A 15507-nucleotide genomic window follows, 5' to 3' on the forward strand; every position below is an offset into this window, starting at 1 on the left:
GGCGCCAGATTAACAGTCTGGCGCCTTTGCTTTAACGGCTTCAAAGTGCGGATGTGGTGGGATTGGTAGGCACACTGGATTTAGGTTCCAGCGCAAGGTTTGAGAATTCGAGTCTCTCCGTCCTCACCATTACAAACAGCTATTGAATAGCAGAAAACGGCGCAGCACCCGAAAGGGGCTGCGCCGTTTTTGTTTGTCTGCAGTTTTTCGATGCAGCATTTCTTGCTGTGATGGGCGCCTCCTTGCGCATACCGCTATGTCAATATCGTCGTTGAGTTTACGGTTGAATCTCGGCTTTTGTGCTGGATGCGGCCTTGAGGCGGTGTCTGATTTTGCAGTCGCCCCTCGTTGAAGAAGGGCGGCTGACTATCGTTGCTTTTTCTATCAGGCGCCAGCAGCTTTCAGGTCCAGGCTTGGGTTGTTGAGTATGAAGTGAGAGCAAGAGTTTTGGGCGTCGATATCCACGCGGAGTCGGCTAATAACGGCGTCAGGGTTCCACTTCGCTATAGTGCGAAGATCGATCAGGTGCTGCCCTGTGGGGATGGAAAATCTCGCGCTATGTGTCTCATCGTATGATGCTTGTCCTGCTTCAAGCCAAAAAAGCTGAAGTGGCACTGATGAAGTGTTATCGGTGCAGGTCAGATCTATGTTGAGGTGTTGTGGGTTTACCTGCTTGATCGGGCTTGAGAGCGCGAAATCAACAAAGGCATCAACTCCGTTGATTTGGTATTCGTTCTTGGACGGGCTTTGTATCAGGTCGTGAATGTTCACTTGGGTTGTCGTTCGAGCGATTTTAAATTCGCTGCTTTTAGGGCTGAAGCTCGGGGGAGAGTAGGTGGCGAACGATGTATCTCTCGCGGCGCGTTCGACAACAGTGATGAAAACATAATCCGGCTTCCAATCTTCGACCAGTTGGGCAAATCGACCGCCTGGCTTGAGTGCCTCGCTCCAGTGAAGTTGGAGGACGTCGCTAAAGGTCGCGTCCATCAACGGTGATATGGAGTTTCCGTATGAGTCTCTTAGCCAAAGTACCTTTTTATTGTTCAGCGCTCCCGTAGACGTGACCAGCAGAGGTGTCATTTGGGAGCCGATAATTGGGTTGCCACCTTTGCTGAGGACTTTCTTGGTATCAAAATCAGATTGTGTGATTTCAACAGATGGAGTTGATCCATAAATGATTGGATCGTTATCAGAGAAGCTTCCCTGGAGTCGGAGAAATTTCGCCAAGTCTCCTCCGTTACGAACGTTGACTCGTGATACCTCGTACGCTTTTTCTGATGGCCAGCGCAGTTCCGGGGCGGCTTCGCCGACCTGTTGGGCAAAAGCACGGAATGCGAGTGCGGCCCCCAGGTCGTTCCAGTGCGTATCGGTCTTGTAGTAGAGCGCTTCTTTGTGGGTTTCTTTGGCCTTCAATAGTGTTGGCCTGAGGTCAATATAAATCTCACCCGTTGTTTGTGCGATCAGGGCGTCAGTGGGGTTAGACGCTACCGGTTTTGCCCAGGAAGGCATGTGTTCAGGATAGATTGTGCCTTTATTGGGCCCAATCATGATTCTGAAGGCCTTTACACCTTTAGTTTCAAGGTAGGCGCCCCAGGTCTTGGTGGCGGCTGCAATTTCCTTGTCGAGTTGAGCATCGCTTTCTGTTGCGGGTCTTCTGTCATTGGACAGGGTTTGCTGATACAGGTCGCCTAGATAAAGCCAGCCGTCCTTGCCAATGATGACTTGCTTTGGATCTGTACTGATCCCCATTGGATACAATGCTGAAGCTGTCCATCGGGATGCCCAGTCCATGTTGTAAAGAAAGGACTTGTCCTGCAGACGAATTGCGTCTCGGCCGGGTGCGATAATTATGTTGATGGCTGGAACGGCGAGCAAAGCCAATGCAGCTGTCAGTAAAAAAGCGAATACGCTACGTTTCATAGTGGGCGCTATCAAAAATTGAAGTAAAGGAATACTGAGCTAGTAGCCGCCAGCGTAAAGCACATCGCTACAGAGAACAGGGCGGCGCTATAAGTCAGTCTTCGGCGCCCTATAGTCCCACTTGCCATCTCCATCGAGTTCTTTTGAGCAATGATGATAAAGGCGGCGATGATTGCGATGTAGGTGGGGATTTGTCCGACAAGGCTTGCAGGTGTTACCTGCAATGCCAGGTCGGACAGCCATCCGCCCCACGCCAGATCTGACGTCGGGAGCGAGGCGCTGGTGTGGCCAAATGCGGAGCGCAAATCGATCATGCCTCCCAGCACCCGCCAGGCATCATCCAGTGTCTTGGCGCGGAAGAAGACCCAACTGATATTCACAAACATGAACGTTACCAGCCATGCAAGTGCGGTCGGCATCGGTTTGCGCAGGCGCGTCCAGAATCGGTGTACTACGAGGGCTGCGCCATGCATGGCGCCCCAAATAACGAACATCCATGTGGCACCATGCCATAAGCCGCCAAGCACAAATGTGGCAAACAGGTTGAAATAGGTACGGTATTCACCGGAGCGATTCCCGCCCAGAGGTATGTATAGGTAATCGCGAAGAAAGCTGCTTAGCGTAATGTGCCAGCGCCGCCAGAAGTCCTGGATATCCAGGGCTTTGTAGGGTGAGTTGAAGTTGATCGGCAGCCAGATATTGAAAAGCAGCGACGCCCCGATCGCCATGTCGCAATAGCCGCTGAAGTCAAAGTAAAGCTGGAAGGTGTAGGACAGGCTCGCAGCCCAGGCAGCGAAAAAACCAAGTGTCTGGCCACCATCAAATCCTGCGGTCGCCCAGACAGCAAAATGATCCGCGATCACTACTTTCTTGAAGAGCCCGATCGAAAAGATAAACAGGCCTTTAAGAATGTTGGGGTATCGACGGGCCAGAGTCCAGCGTGAGGAGAACTGCGGCATTATCTGGCGGTGATGAACAATGGGGCCGGCTATGAGGTGAGGGAAAAATGTCACAAACAGCGAGTAGTTCAGCAAGTCATACTCGGCTGTTTCGCCTCGATAGCTATCCACCAGGTAGACGATTTGAGTAAAGGTAAAGAAGCTGATCGCCAGCGGCAGCAGGATGTGAGGAAGCGGGAAGCTGGTGCCCAAGGCAATATTGATATTGCTAAGTAAGAAGTCGGTGTATTTGAAATAGCCCAGGAGCAATAAGTTGGCTGCTATGCCGGTCGTCAATACTATCTTTCTGTTCACTCCGTGGTGCGGTTTTTTTGTTTCGCGTAGAGAGCGCTCGTGCGCCTGGGCGAGGCCCGTGCCAATTGCGAAATTCAAAAAAATCGAACCCAGGATAAGGGGCAGATATTGGACATCCCAGTACGCATAGAAGAACAGGCTTGCCGCAACCAGCCAGACCTTCCCGGCAGTAATCAAGCGTTGATGATTTAGCCAAAAATAGACAAAAAATGAAATCGGCAGAAAAATCAGAATGAACTGCCAAGAGCTAAAAATCATGTTGGATGAGGCCCGCTAGGGTTGATGAACTCGGTAGGCTTACATCGAGGGCGCTCAGCGATAAAGCAGAGGGAGAGCTACCGATATGGGAGGGTCTAAAGCTCGAATGGAGTCATGCCAAGAGGTTGAAAAAACGGTATCGCCGCTCGACTACAGCCAATTTAGACGCGGCGCATCGTATCGTTGCAGTGGGGGTAAGTCCACATATGCTGATGTTTTTGCTTGCAGTCGTAGTTGGGGATTACGGGTATTCTAGAAGGTGCCGCTAGCTGCCATGTTCTTCGAGATTGACTCCCTGTCAGTAGAATGGGAGTACCCTGCCAGTTGATGACGATATTAGCGATCGAGAACGGACTGATTTTGATCTTCTGTGATCTGAGCCGGGATGCATGTTGCTGTTGTAGTCGTCGATGATGAAGTGGTGATCCTTGCAGACGTTCAGGCCGGGATTTCGCTAAGTTAGCCGTGAGGGCGCGCGGATAACGCAATGTGCGCAATACGCGGGTCACGCAAAGCCTTAGCGTGTACACTGTGGCGGCTTTTGACGTTGTGGGAATCTGCTGCGACAGACTTATGCTATTGATTTTTTTGGTGTTTCTGTAGCCTAATGGGTTTTGGGTCCGCCGGGTGCGGGATTTCGAGTCTTCTCCGTCCCCACCAGGTAAGTAGCTGTTTATAAGCAGATAGCGGCGCAGTGCCTGAAAAGGGCTGCGCCGTTTTTGTTTCATGAGTCGAAAAATTCAATGGCCGCTGGTTATGGTCTGGTAGGGCAGGTACCTTCGTCGCATTTTTTTGTTTCGCGATGATGCCTGGTTTGCCGTCGATCCATTGATGGGGTCGGCTGTCAGGGATGGATTGCCGAATCCTTCTATATATAGAAGGATTGGTGCAAAGCCCTGGCATGACTGGCTGTATTTGCTAACAGGGCGAGGCACAACCGTTTGTCCCCGCCTATAAATTGCCTGCTGCTTTTTTACCCGTTTTCAGTAGGGTGACTTCTTGAGTTTGACCCACTAGAATGCATGCCCTTGATTCTGGGGTCGGAAACGGCCGGCTAACGTCTGTGCAACGAGGAATATCCATGCAAGTTTCTGTTGAAAATACTTCTGCTCTTGAGCGCCGCATGAGCATCACCGTGCCGGCTGAGCGCATCGAGACTCAGGTCAACAAGCGTCTGCAGCAGACTGCCCAAAAGGCCAAGATTGCTGGCTTCCGTCCAGGCAAAGTGCCGATGAGCGAAATCAAGCGTCGTTTCGGCGCTGATGCGCGTCAGGAAGCAGTAGGCGATGTGATCCAGTCGTCTTTCTACGAAGCAGTTGTCGAGCAAAAGCTGAACCCGGCTGGCGCTCCTTCGATCGAGCCTAAATCGATGGAAGCCGGCAAAGATCTGGAATACGTCGCGATCTTCGAAGTGTTCCCTGAGTTCACCGTTGCTGGTTTCGACGGTATCACCGTAGAGCGCCTGAGCGCTGACGTGGCTGATGCCGATCTGGACAAAATGCTGGACGTGCTGCGCAAGCAGAACACCCGTTTCGAAGTGGCCGATCGCGCTGCCCAGAACGAAGACCAACTGAACATCGATTTCGTTGGCAAGGTCGACGGTGAAGTGTTCGCCGGTGGTTCCGCCAAAGGTACTCAGCTGGTGCTGGGTTCCGGCCGCATGATCCCTGGTTTCGAAGACGGTCTGGTTGGCGCTAAAGCCGGCGAAGAGCGCGTTCTGAACCTGACCTTCCCAGAGGACTATCAGAACCTCGACCTGGCAGGCAAAGCCGCTGAGTTCACCGTGACCGTGAACACTGTTTCCGAGCCAAAACTGCCAGAGCTGAACGAAGAATTCTTCGCTCAATTCGGCATCAAGGAAACCGGTCTGGAAGGCTTCCGCGCCGAAGTTCGCAAGAACATGGAGCGCGAGCTGCGTCAGGCAATCAAATCCAAGGTCAAGAATCAGGTTATGGATGGTCTGCTGGCCACCAACCCGATCGAAGTGCCTAAGGCTCTGCTGTCCAACGAAGTCGACCGTCTGCGCGTGCAGGCTGTTCAGCAGTTCGGTGGCAACATCAAGCCTGATCAACTGCCGGCCGAGCTGTTCGAAGAACAAGCCAAGCGCCGCGTTGTGCTGGGTCTGATCGTGGCTGAAGTGGTCAAGCAGTTCGACCTCAAGCCTGACGAATCCCGCGTTCGCGAAATGATCCAGGAAATGGCTTCTGCCTACCAAGAGCCTGAGCAGGTTGTGTCCTGGTACTACAAGAACGACCAGCAACTGAACGAAGTCCGTTCTGTTGTGCTGGAAGAGCAAGTTGTGGATACTGTTCTGCAGAAAGCTAGCGTGACCGACAAATCGGTCTCTTACGAAGAAGCAGTCAAGCCGGTAGAAGCTCCACAAGCCGACTGATCGTTTTTGCGGTAAGAAGCACACACCATAAGCCAGCCTTCGTGCTGGCTTATGCGTATTCAAGACATAACTATTTGGGAGTGACTGCAGAGCATGTTCCGTAATTCGTATATTCAGCAGAACTCTGATATCCAGGCCGCAGGCGGCCTGGTCCCGATGGTTGTCGAGCAATCTGCTCGTGGCGAGCGCGCCTATGACATCTACTCGCGTCTTCTCAAGGAGCGAGTGATCTTTCTGGTTGGTCCGGTAGAGGACTACATGGCCAATCTGATCTGTGCGCAACTGCTGTTCCTTGAAGCGGAAAACCCGGACAAGGACATCCATCTCTATATCAACTCCCCCGGCGGTTCGGTGACGGCGGGCATGTCGATCTACGACACCATGCAGTTCATCAAGCCAAACGTGTCGACCACCTGTATCGGTCAGGCGTGCAGCATGGGCGCGTTTCTATTGACTGCCGGTGCCAAGGGCAAGCGTTACTGCCTGCCGAACTCGCGTGTGATGATTCACCAGCCACTGGGCGGTTTCCAGGGCCAGGCTTCGGATATCGAAATCCATGCCAAGGAAATCCTCTTCATTCGTGAGCGTCTCAACACGCTGATGGCCAAGCATAGCGGGCGCACTCTTGAAGAAATCGAGCGCGACACCAACCGCGACAATTTCATGAGTGCAGAAGCCGCGCGTGAGTACGGGTTGATCGATGAAGTCATCAACCAGCGCCCCGCTTAATTAAGCAGCTCAAAATAAGGTTGGTCGGCGGGTCCGATCACCAGCGGGCTTGAAAAAGCCCGCAATAGCCTTCATCTTGTGTTGCAAGCCTATCGGATTTGGATCGAACGAATGACTGACACCCGCAACGGCGAGGACAACGGCAAGCTGCTCTATTGCTCCTTCTGTGGCAAAAGCCAGCATGAAGTGCGCAAATTGATTGCCGGCCCCTCGGTCTTTATCTGCGACGAGTGCGTCGACCTGTGCAACGACATCATCCGAGAGGAGGTGCAGGAAGCTCAGGCCGAAAGCAGCGCGCATAAATTGCCTTCGCCTAAAGAAATCAGCGGCATCCTTGATCAGTACGTGATTGGTCAGGAGCGTGCGAAAAAGGTTTTGGCAGTAGCGGTGTACAACCACTACAAGCGCCTGAACCAGCGTGACAAAAAGAATGACGATGTCGAACTCGGCAAAAGCAACATTTTGCTGATCGGCCCGACAGGCTCGGGTAAAACCCTGCTTGCCGAAACACTGGCCCGCTTGCTGAACGTTCCGTTCACCATCGCCGATGCAACCACCCTCACCGAGGCGGGTTACGTAGGTGAAGATGTCGAGAACATCATTCAGAAGTTGTTGCAGAAGTGCGATTACGACGTAGAAAAAGCCCAGATGGGCATTGTCTACATCGATGAGATCGACAAGATCTCACGCAAGTCTGACAACCCGTCGATCACCCGGGACGTTTCCGGTGAAGGCGTGCAGCAGGCCCTGCTCAAGTTGATCGAAGGTACGGTCGCTTCCGTTCCGCCTCAAGGTGGTCGCAAGCATCCGCAGCAGGAATTCCTTCAGGTCGACACCCGTAACATTTTGTTCATCTGCGGTGGTGCGTTCTCCGGTCTGGAAAAGGTTATTCAAAACCGTTCCACCAAGGGCGGCATCGGTTTCAACGCGGAAGTTCGCAGCAAGGAAGAAGGCAAGAAAGTCGGTGAGTCCCTGCGTGAAGTCGAGCCTGACGATCTGGTCAAGTTCGGTCTGATCCCGGAATTCGTTGGCCGTCTGCCGGTCCTTGCGACGCTGGACGAGCTTGATGAGGCTGCGCTGATGCAGATTCTCACCGAGCCGAAAAATGCGTTGACCAAGCAGTACGCCAAGTTGTTCGAGATGGAAGGTGTGGACCTGGAATTCCGGGCCGACGCGCTGAAATCGGTCGCAAAACGTGCGCTGGAACGAAAAACCGGTGCCCGTGGCCTGCGTTCGATTCTCGAAGGTGTGTTGCTCGACACGATGTACGAAATCCCCTCGCAGTCCGAGGTGAGCAAAGTCGTGATCGATGAAAGCGTCATAGAAGGCAAGTCCAAGCCACTGTATATCTACGAAAACAGTGAGCCGGCTGCCAAGGCTGCGCCAGACGCCTAAGCGTCACGCTGCTGGAACAAAGAAGGGGCCTTCGGGCCCCTTTTCTTTTAAAGCGTTTTTAACACCCGCTTTGCGCTTGTTTTTTTTCAGGGCAGCCCCCATCTTGGTTTCAAGCTTACTTCCATCTGTTTACGGCCTTATGGCCGCCGTAGAGGCGAAATCATGAAGACAACCATCGAATTGCCTCTCCTGCCATTGCGTGATGTTGTGGTTTATCCGCACATGGTTATCCCGCTGTTCGTGGGGCGCGAGAAATCCATCGAAGCCCTCGAGGCCGCGATGACGGGCGACAAGCAGATCCTTCTGCTGGCTCAGAGAAACCCTGCTGACGACGATCCCGGTGAAGATGCACTTTATCGCGTAGGTACGATTGCAACTGTCCTGCAGCTGCTCAAGCTGCCAGACGGCACGGTCAAGGTTCTGGTCGAAGGCGAGCAGCGGGGCGCCGTTGAGCGCTTCAGCGAAGTGGACGGCCACTGCCGTGCCGAAGTCTCGCTGATCGACGAAACTGAAGCGCCTGAGCGCGAGTCGGAAGTGTTTGTCCGCAGCCTGCTGTCCCAGTTTGAACAATATGTGCAGTTGGGCAAGAAAGTCCCGGCTGAAGTCCTGTCGTCGCTCAACAGCATCGATGAGCCTGGTCGCCTGGTCGACACCATGGCCGCGCATATGGCGCTGAAGATCGAGCAGAAGCAGGAAATCCTCGAAATCATCGATTTGTCGGCCCGGGTCGAGCACGTTCTGGCGTTGCTGGATGCCGAGATCGATCTGCTGCAAGTCGAAAAACGCATTCGCGGTCGTGTCAAAAAACAAATGGAGCGCAGCCAGCGCGAGTACTACCTGAATGAGCAGATGAAGGCCATTCAGAAAGAGCTCGGCGACAGCGACGAAGGTCACAACGAAATCGAAGAGCTGAAAAAGCGCATCGATGCCGCTGGCCTGCCCAAAGATGCCTTGGCCAAGGCTCAGGGTGAACTGAACAAGCTGAAACAAATGTCGCCAATGTCCGCGGAAGCGACCGTGGTGCGTTCGTACATCGACTGGCTGGTTCAGGTGCCGTGGAAAGCCCAGAGCAAAGTGCGCCTGGACCTTGCGCGCGCAGAAGACATCCTCGATGCAGACCACTACGGTCTGGAAGAAGTCAAAGAACGGATCCTCGAATACCTCGCCGTGCAAAAACGCGTGAAGAAAATTCGGGGTCCAGTGCTGTGTCTGGTCGGTCCTCCTGGGGTGGGTAAAACCTCTCTGGCGGAGTCGATTGCTCACGCCACCAACCGCAAATTCGTCCGTATGGCCCTCGGTGGCGTGCGTGATGAGGCGGAAATCCGTGGCCATCGCCGTACTTATATCGGTTCGATGCCAGGAAGATTGATTCAAAAGATGACAAAGGTGGGTGTCCGCAACCCGCTGTTCCTGCTCGATGAAATCGACAAGATGGGCAGTGATATGCGTGGCGATCCGGCGTCGGCGTTGCTGGAAGTGCTCGACCCCGAGCAGAACCACAACTTCAACGATCACTATCTGGAAGTCGACTACGACCTGTCCGATGTGATGTTCCTCTGCACCTCGAACTCCATGAATATTCCACCGGCGCTGCTGGACCGGATGGAAGTGATTCGTCTGCCGGGCTACACCGAAGACGAGAAGATCAACATTGCGGTCAAGTACCTTTCGCCGAAGCAGATTACGGCTAACGGCTTGAAGAAAGGCGAGCTGGAATTCGACGCCGAGGCGATCCGCGACATCATCCGCTACTACACCCGCGAAGCCGGTGTGCGTGGGCTGGAGCGCCAGATTGCCAAGGTCTGCCGCAAGGCAGTCAAAGAGCACGCGCTGGAAAAACGCTTCTCGGTGAAGGTCACGGCCGACATGCTTGAGCACTTCCTCGGCGTGCGCAAATTCCGCTACGGCCTGGCTGAATCGCAGGATCAGATCGGTCAGGTTACCGGCCTGGCGTGGACTCAAGTGGGCGGCGAATTGCTGACCATCGAAGCCGCCGTCGTGCCGGGTAAAGGCCAGTTGATCAAGACCGGCTCCCTGGGTGACGTGATGGTCGAATCGATCACCGCGGCGCTGACCGTTGTTCGCAGCCGTGCCAAGAGCCTGGGGATTCCCCTGGACTTCCACGAGAAGCGCGACACGCACATCCACATGCCGGAAGGGGCCACCCCGAAAGACGGCCCTAGCGCCGGTGTGGGCATGTGCACGGCGCTGGTCTCGGCATTGACTGGCATTCCGGTGCGTGCGGATGTCGCCATGACAGGCGAGATCACACTGCGTGGTCAAGTGCTGGCGATCGGTGGTTTGAAAGAAAAACTGCTCGCTGCCCACCGTGGCGGAATCAAGACGGTGATCATTCCTGAAGAGAATGTGCGCGATTTGAAGGAAATTCCTGACAATATCAAGCGAGATCTGCAGATTAAACCGGTTAAATGGATTGACGAGGTCCTGCAAATTGCGCTGCAATACGCGCCGGAGCCCCTGCCTGATGTGGTTCCAGAGATAGTTGCAAAGGATGAAAAACGCGAGTCTGACTCTAAGGAAAGAATTAGCACGCATTAGTACGCATTTGCCTGGGGGGCTTCCTTGACAGCTTTTTAGAGCCCTTGTTATAAAGCGGCTCTTAAGTGTCTGTAGGCCATTCAGCACTCGTTTTTGCTTTCACCAAAAAACTTAGAATCATACTCAAATAGATATAAGGGGACTTAGAGTGAACAAGTCGGAACTGATTGATGCTATCGCTGCATCCGCTGATATCCCGAAAGCTGCTGCTGGCCGTGCGCTGGACGCTGTAATCGAATCCGTCACTGGCGCTCTCAAGGCTGGCGACTCTGTTGTTCTGGTTGGTTTCGGTACTTTCTCCGTAACTGATCGTCCAGCTCGCATCGGTCGTAACCCACAGACTGGTAAGACTCTGGAAATCGCAGCAGCCAAAAAACCAGGTTTCAAAGCCGGTAAAGCACTGAAAGAAGCTGTCAACTAAGTTCGATTCAGGTTTTTGCCTATCCGGGTCGGGGTCATGCCTGACCTGGCAGCGGAACGGTAGTCCGGTCGGCAACTCGCCGAATCGAGACACCGAGGCTCGCAAGTTCGAGTCATCGGTCCGCTCCGCCAGTTACGAGAAGGCGCATCCTCGGATGCGCCTTTCTTCTATCCGGATTCTACCCACGCTCCACGGTTGCCTAATTTTTGAAGTTCAACCGTTTCTGGGGGACGCATGCTGCAGAATATCAGGGACAATTCACAAGGCTGGATTGCCAAGACCATTATCGGGGTCGTCGTTGCACTGATGGCTTTGACCGGTTTCGACGCCATCTTCAAGGCCACGACGCACAAGAATGATGCGGCCAAGGTCAATGGTGAAGAAATCAGCCAGAACGAGCTGAGCCAGGCGGTCGATATGCAACGCCGTCAGCTCATGCAACAGCTGGGCAAGGATTTCGACGCTTCCTTGCTCGACGAAAAAATGCTGCGCGAATCGGCCCTCAAGGGCTTGATCGACCGCAAACTGCTGCTGCAAGGCGCAGAAAACTCGAAATTCGCTTTCTCCGAAGCGGCTTTGGACCAAGTGATCCTGCAAACGCCTGAATTCCAGGTGGACGGCAAGTTCAGTCCCGAGCGTTTCGACCAGGTGATTCGTCAACTGGGCTACAGCCGTATGCAGTTCCGCCAGATGCTGGCTCAGGAAATGCTGATCGGTCAGCTGCGCGCTGGCCTGGCAGGTAGCGGTTTCGTCACCGACGCACAGGTTCTGGCTTTCGCCCGTCTGGAAAAACAGACTCGCGACATGGCGACCCTGAACGTCAAGGTCGATCCGGCAGCGGTGAAACTCACCGACGACGAGGTCAAGGCCTATTACGACGAACACGCCAAGGAGTTCATGACGCCGGATCAGGTTGTCATCGACTACCTGGAATTGAAGAAGTCTTCCTTCTTTGATCAGGTCTCTGTCAAGGACGAAGACCTGCAAGCGGCGTATCAGAAAGAAATCGCGAACCTGTCCGAGCAACGCCGGGCTGCGCACATTCTGATTGAAGTGAACGATAAAATGACCGAGGCGCAAGCCAAGGCCAAGATCGAAGAGATTCAGGCGCGTCTGGCCAAAGGCGAGAAATTTGAGGCCCTGGCCAAGGAATTCTCCCAGGATCCGGGTTCGGCGAACAACGGCGGTGACCTGGGCTATGCAGGCCCGGGTGTCTACGATCCGGCATTCGAAACCGCGCTGTATGCGTTGGCCAAGGATCAGGTTTCTGGCCCGGTGCGCACCGACTTCGGTTACCACCTGATCAAGCTGTTGGGCGTTGAAGCGCCTGAAGTGCCGACGCTGGCGAGCCTGAAAGACAAGCTGACCCGCGAGCTGAAAACCCAGCAGGTCGAGCAGCGTTTCGTCGAGGCGACCAAGCAACTGGAAGACTCTTCGTTCGAGTCCTCCGACCTGGCCCAGCCGGCGCAAGACTTGAAGCTGACCGTTCACACCTCCAAGCCGTTCGGCCGCGAAGGTGGCGAAGGTGTCGCAGCCAGCCGTGCCGTGGTCACTGCCGCGTTCAGTCCTGAAGTGCTGGATGAGGGTGCCAACAGCACCGCCATCGAGCTGGATCCGGAAACCGTGATCGTGCTGCGCGCCAAGGAACACTTGAAGCCTGCACAGTTGCCGCTGGAAGCCGTCAACACCAGCATTCGTGCACAGTTGGCCAAGGAACACGCCAGTTCGGCCGCCAAGACCAAGGCTGATGAGTTGATCGCCAGCCTGCGCGATGGCAAGACGCCATTGAACAAGGGCATCGACGGTCAGAACTGGAAAGTGACCCAAGCCGTGACTCGCGCTCAGGAAGGGATTGACCCTACCGTGCTGCAAGCGCTGTTCCGGATGCCAAAACCTGCCGCCAAGGACAAGCCGACCTTCAACAGCGTGACCCTGGCCGATGGCAATCTGGTGATCGTGCAACTGAACGGTGTGAACGAAGCGGCTGCGCCGACTGATGAAGAGAAGGCTCAATACCGTCGCTTCCTCGCCTCGCGCATTGGCCAGCAGGACTTTGCGGCCTACCGCAAGCTGTTGGAAAGCCAGGCCGAGATCAAGCGTTTCTGACGCCTGACCGAGTCGCCCGCAACACCTGGACCCCGGCCGAAAGGCCGGGGTTTTTTATGGGTGCTATCAAAGCGCCATAGGTTATCCGTCGCCTGTATGTTTACCTCGCGACTTTTTCCTGTAAATGGCAGTCAGTAGACTGTATCTGTTTTAAGACACTAATCGATGCTCCGCTAAGCATCGATCTGTTGCACAATACGCCCCGGACCGTTTTCCTCAGGATGTTCAATGTTTAAATCAATTCCCATGCGGGTTGTCGGGTTGGCGCTGTTGCTGGCTGCCGCCGCCGGCTGCTCGTCGAAGAAAGCCCCCATCTATGAGCATGAGAACTTCAATGACTCCGGGACGTTTTCGCGCAGTTACCCGGTGACTGATGCGCAGACCTGCGAAGCCGCCCGTCGGGCGCTGCTCAGTCAGGGCTACATCATCACCAGTACCGACCCGAAACTGGTCAGTGGACACAAAAGCTTCCAGCAGACTGGCGAGACCCACATGGAGATCAGCTTCAGTGTGGTGTGTGCCGATGATGGCAGCGAAGGGCATCACGCGACCATGTTCGCCAACGCCTTGCAGGATCGTTACGCGCTGAAGAAAACCAACAACTCCGCCAGCGTGGGCGTGGGCGTGTTGGGCTCGGTATCGATGCCGATCGGCTCGTCGGATGATTCGATGGTCAAGGTGGCGAGCGAAACCGTATCGTCGGCCAAGTTCTACGAACGTTTTTTTACCCTGGTTGAGCTATTCCTGCCGCCGGAAGCGAAAAAGGCTGCGCACATCGTCGAGAAACCCAAGACCGACCTGGGTGTGCCTGAGGCCAAGGCTGCTCCGGCTCCATTGGCGGCAACGCCAACGCCAGCGCCAGCAGCAGAGCCTGCGCCAGCACCGGCAGCCGCGCCTGCAGCGGACCCAGCACCGGCACCTGCCGCTTCAGAGCCGGTTGCACCGCCTGCTGAAACCGCGCCGGTCACTCCGGTTGAAAACTCCGAACCGTCATCGTCCACCGAAACGGTTGCACCACCGCCTCAATCAACCCTGCCACCACCGAGCGAGCCTATTCCGGCCATGCCGACCGCCGCTCAGTAATCGGCAAACATTTCGGGATCGCGTCGCACGACACCGATCCCGAAATGGCTTCTGGCTTGACCCGCGTCAAGCCAGGCTGAAGTCCTACAGCCTCTATCGAAAAAATCCTGTGATAAATGCCTGACCACCTGCTACGTTTTATTAAGTAGCCGCTGGTCGGCGTGCCTGCGTCATTTTTCTTTCACTTGGGCACTTTATGCTCAAGGCGCTGGTCATTTATTCAGGCATTTTTTTAACGAGTGATGTGGGGGATTTAGCAATGGATGACTATCAAGAAGAGTTGCTCGAGTATCAGGCGTTTGAACTGGATCCGTTGGAGCCTGCGGAAGACGCTACAGAGTTGTAAGCGTTACGCGGTTTGGCGATGACTGCGGCGAAACTCGCCGGGTGTCTGGCCATTCCAGCGTTTGAAAGCCCGCTGGAAGGCTTCGGCTGAGGCAAATCCCAGCAGGTAGGCGATTTCACCGAACGCCAGTTCGGTGTCGCGGATATAGGTCATGGCCAGGTCGCGACGCGTGTCATTGAGAATGGCGCGGAATTGCGTGCCTTCCTCGGCGAGTTTGCGTCGCAAGGTCCAGGTCGGCAGTTTCAAGCGTGCCGCCACTTCTTCCAGGTCGGGTTCCCGACCACCATTGAGCAATGGCCCCAGCAACTGAGTGATGCGTTCACGCAGGCTGCGGGTGCGTGTCAGTTGCTCCAGTTCCCGTTCACACAGCTGCAGCAAGTGGCGCCAGGTACTCGGGCAGTGCTGCGGGTTGCGCTGGGCGAGACTGGCCAGGCTCAGGCGCAATTGATTGTGTTCGGCATCGAACTGGATCGGGCAATCCCCCAGCACCGCATAAGCTTCACGGTAGTCCGGTTCACTGAATTCAATGTCGATCCGCTCGGCATGAAGGGGGTCGGCGGTCAGGGCTGACAATTGCTGCAACCAGCCGGCGATGATCGAGTCGACGACAAAGCGGTTGTAGGCGTTATAAGGACTGATTGAGTAGAACCGCAGCCACGCACCTTGAGCGTCTTCGAGAAAGCTCGATTGCCCCCGATAGTTGGAGCCGTACAGCGCCTCGAAGCGAATCAGGCAGCGTGCCGCTTCACGCACGGTCGGAGCCTGCGCCGCAGTGATTCCGGCAAGGCCAGCCTGGCTCAGGCGACTGAGCTGGCCCATGCGCAAACCCAGCGCCGGGTCGTTGGTCAGTTGAATGGCGCTGTGGCCAAGGCGCATGTAGCGCGGGATCGACAGCCGCGCACCAGCCTCGGCCAGCCGCGCGGTATCCAGGCCGTATTGGTCAAGCAATGGCTGAGGGTCTGCTCCATGGCTGCGCACAGCGTCGGCCAGGCTATGAACAAAGCCTACCGACAGATCCCCGAGGCGCATTGGCAGTGGTTTCATG

Annotated in this window: 11 protein-coding genes; 8 read left to right on the forward strand and 3 right to left on the reverse strand. The window is 55.0% G+C overall.

Annotated features, from left to right (window positions below; translation table 11 throughout):
- Positions 1-384: 384 nt before the first annotated feature.
- Both QRN31_RS22325 and QRN31_RS22330 read right to left on the reverse strand, forming a co-directional pair.
- Complete coding sequence (locus QRN31_RS22325; protein WP_285434612.1) at positions 385-1920, reverse strand: alginate O-acetyltransferase AlgX-related protein; 1536 nt, start codon at positions 1918-1920, stop codon at positions 385-387.
- Between the two features lie 11 nt (positions 1921-1931).
- Positions 1932-3431 (reverse strand): MBOAT family O-acyltransferase, encoded by a 1500-nt coding sequence (locus QRN31_RS22330; RefSeq protein WP_285434613.1) that lies wholly within the window; start codon positions 3429-3431, stop codon positions 1932-1934.
- A 1081-nt stretch (positions 3432-4512) separates the two neighbouring features.
- On the opposite strand from QRN31_RS22330, the gene tig reads away from it, so the two are divergent.
- From tig to QRN31_RS22370, 8 genes are all read left to right on the forward strand, one after another.
- Positions 4513-5823: a trigger factor gene (tig, locus tag QRN31_RS22335; protein ID WP_285434614.1), complete on the forward strand. Its 1311-nt coding sequence runs from the start codon at positions 4513-4515 to the stop codon at positions 5821-5823.
- A gap of 93 nt (positions 5824-5916) precedes the next feature.
- Positions 5917-6552 carry an ATP-dependent Clp endopeptidase proteolytic subunit ClpP gene (clpP, locus tag QRN31_RS22340; RefSeq protein WP_008062468.1) on the forward strand — a complete coding sequence of 212 codons (636 nt, stop codon included), beginning with the start codon at positions 5917-5919 and terminating at the stop codon, positions 6550-6552.
- 111 nt (positions 6553-6663) lie between these two features.
- Positions 6664-7947 carry an ATP-dependent Clp protease ATP-binding subunit ClpX gene (gene clpX, locus QRN31_RS22345; RefSeq protein ID WP_007946893.1) on the forward strand — a complete coding sequence of 428 codons (1284 nt, stop codon included), beginning with the start codon at positions 6664-6666 and terminating at the stop codon, positions 7945-7947.
- Positions 7948-8109: 162 nt separating this feature from the next.
- A complete protein-coding gene (gene lon / locus QRN31_RS22350) occupies positions 8110-10506 on the forward strand; it encodes an endopeptidase La (protein ID WP_285434616.1) in 2397 nt (798 codons plus the stop codon).
- Positions 10507-10654: 148 nt separating this feature from the next.
- Positions 10655-10927 (forward strand): HU family DNA-binding protein, encoded by a 273-nt coding sequence (locus tag QRN31_RS22355; RefSeq protein ID WP_002552737.1) that lies wholly within the window; start codon positions 10655-10657, stop codon positions 10925-10927.
- A 234-nt stretch (positions 10928-11161) separates the two neighbouring features.
- Positions 11162-13033, forward strand: coding sequence for a SurA N-terminal domain-containing protein (locus QRN31_RS22360; RefSeq protein ID WP_285434618.1), 1872 nt, complete (start codon positions 11162-11164; stop codon positions 13031-13033).
- 228 nt (positions 13034-13261) lie between these two features.
- The gene (locus QRN31_RS22365; protein ID WP_285434619.1) at positions 13262-14116 is read left to right on the forward strand and encodes a DUF2242 domain-containing protein; all 855 of its coding nucleotides are present in this window, start codon (positions 13262-13264) and stop codon (positions 14114-14116) included.
- 196 nt (positions 14117-14312) lie between these two features.
- Complete coding sequence (locus tag QRN31_RS22370; RefSeq protein WP_222587683.1) at positions 14313-14462, forward strand: hypothetical protein; 150 nt, start codon at positions 14313-14315, stop codon at positions 14460-14462.
- Between the two features lie 3 nt (positions 14463-14465).
- Here QRN31_RS22370 and QRN31_RS22375 read toward each other — a convergent pair whose 3' ends face one another.
- Complete coding sequence (locus QRN31_RS22375) at positions 14466-15506, reverse strand: AraC family transcriptional regulator (protein WP_285434621.1); 1041 nt, start codon at positions 15504-15506, stop codon at positions 14466-14468.
- Position 15507 lies beyond the last annotated feature (1 nt).

Source organism: Pseudomonas sp. fls2-241-R2A-110 (assembly GCF_030209165.1).
Classification (GTDB): domain Bacteria; phylum Pseudomonadota; class Gammaproteobacteria; order Pseudomonadales; family Pseudomonadaceae; genus Aquipseudomonas.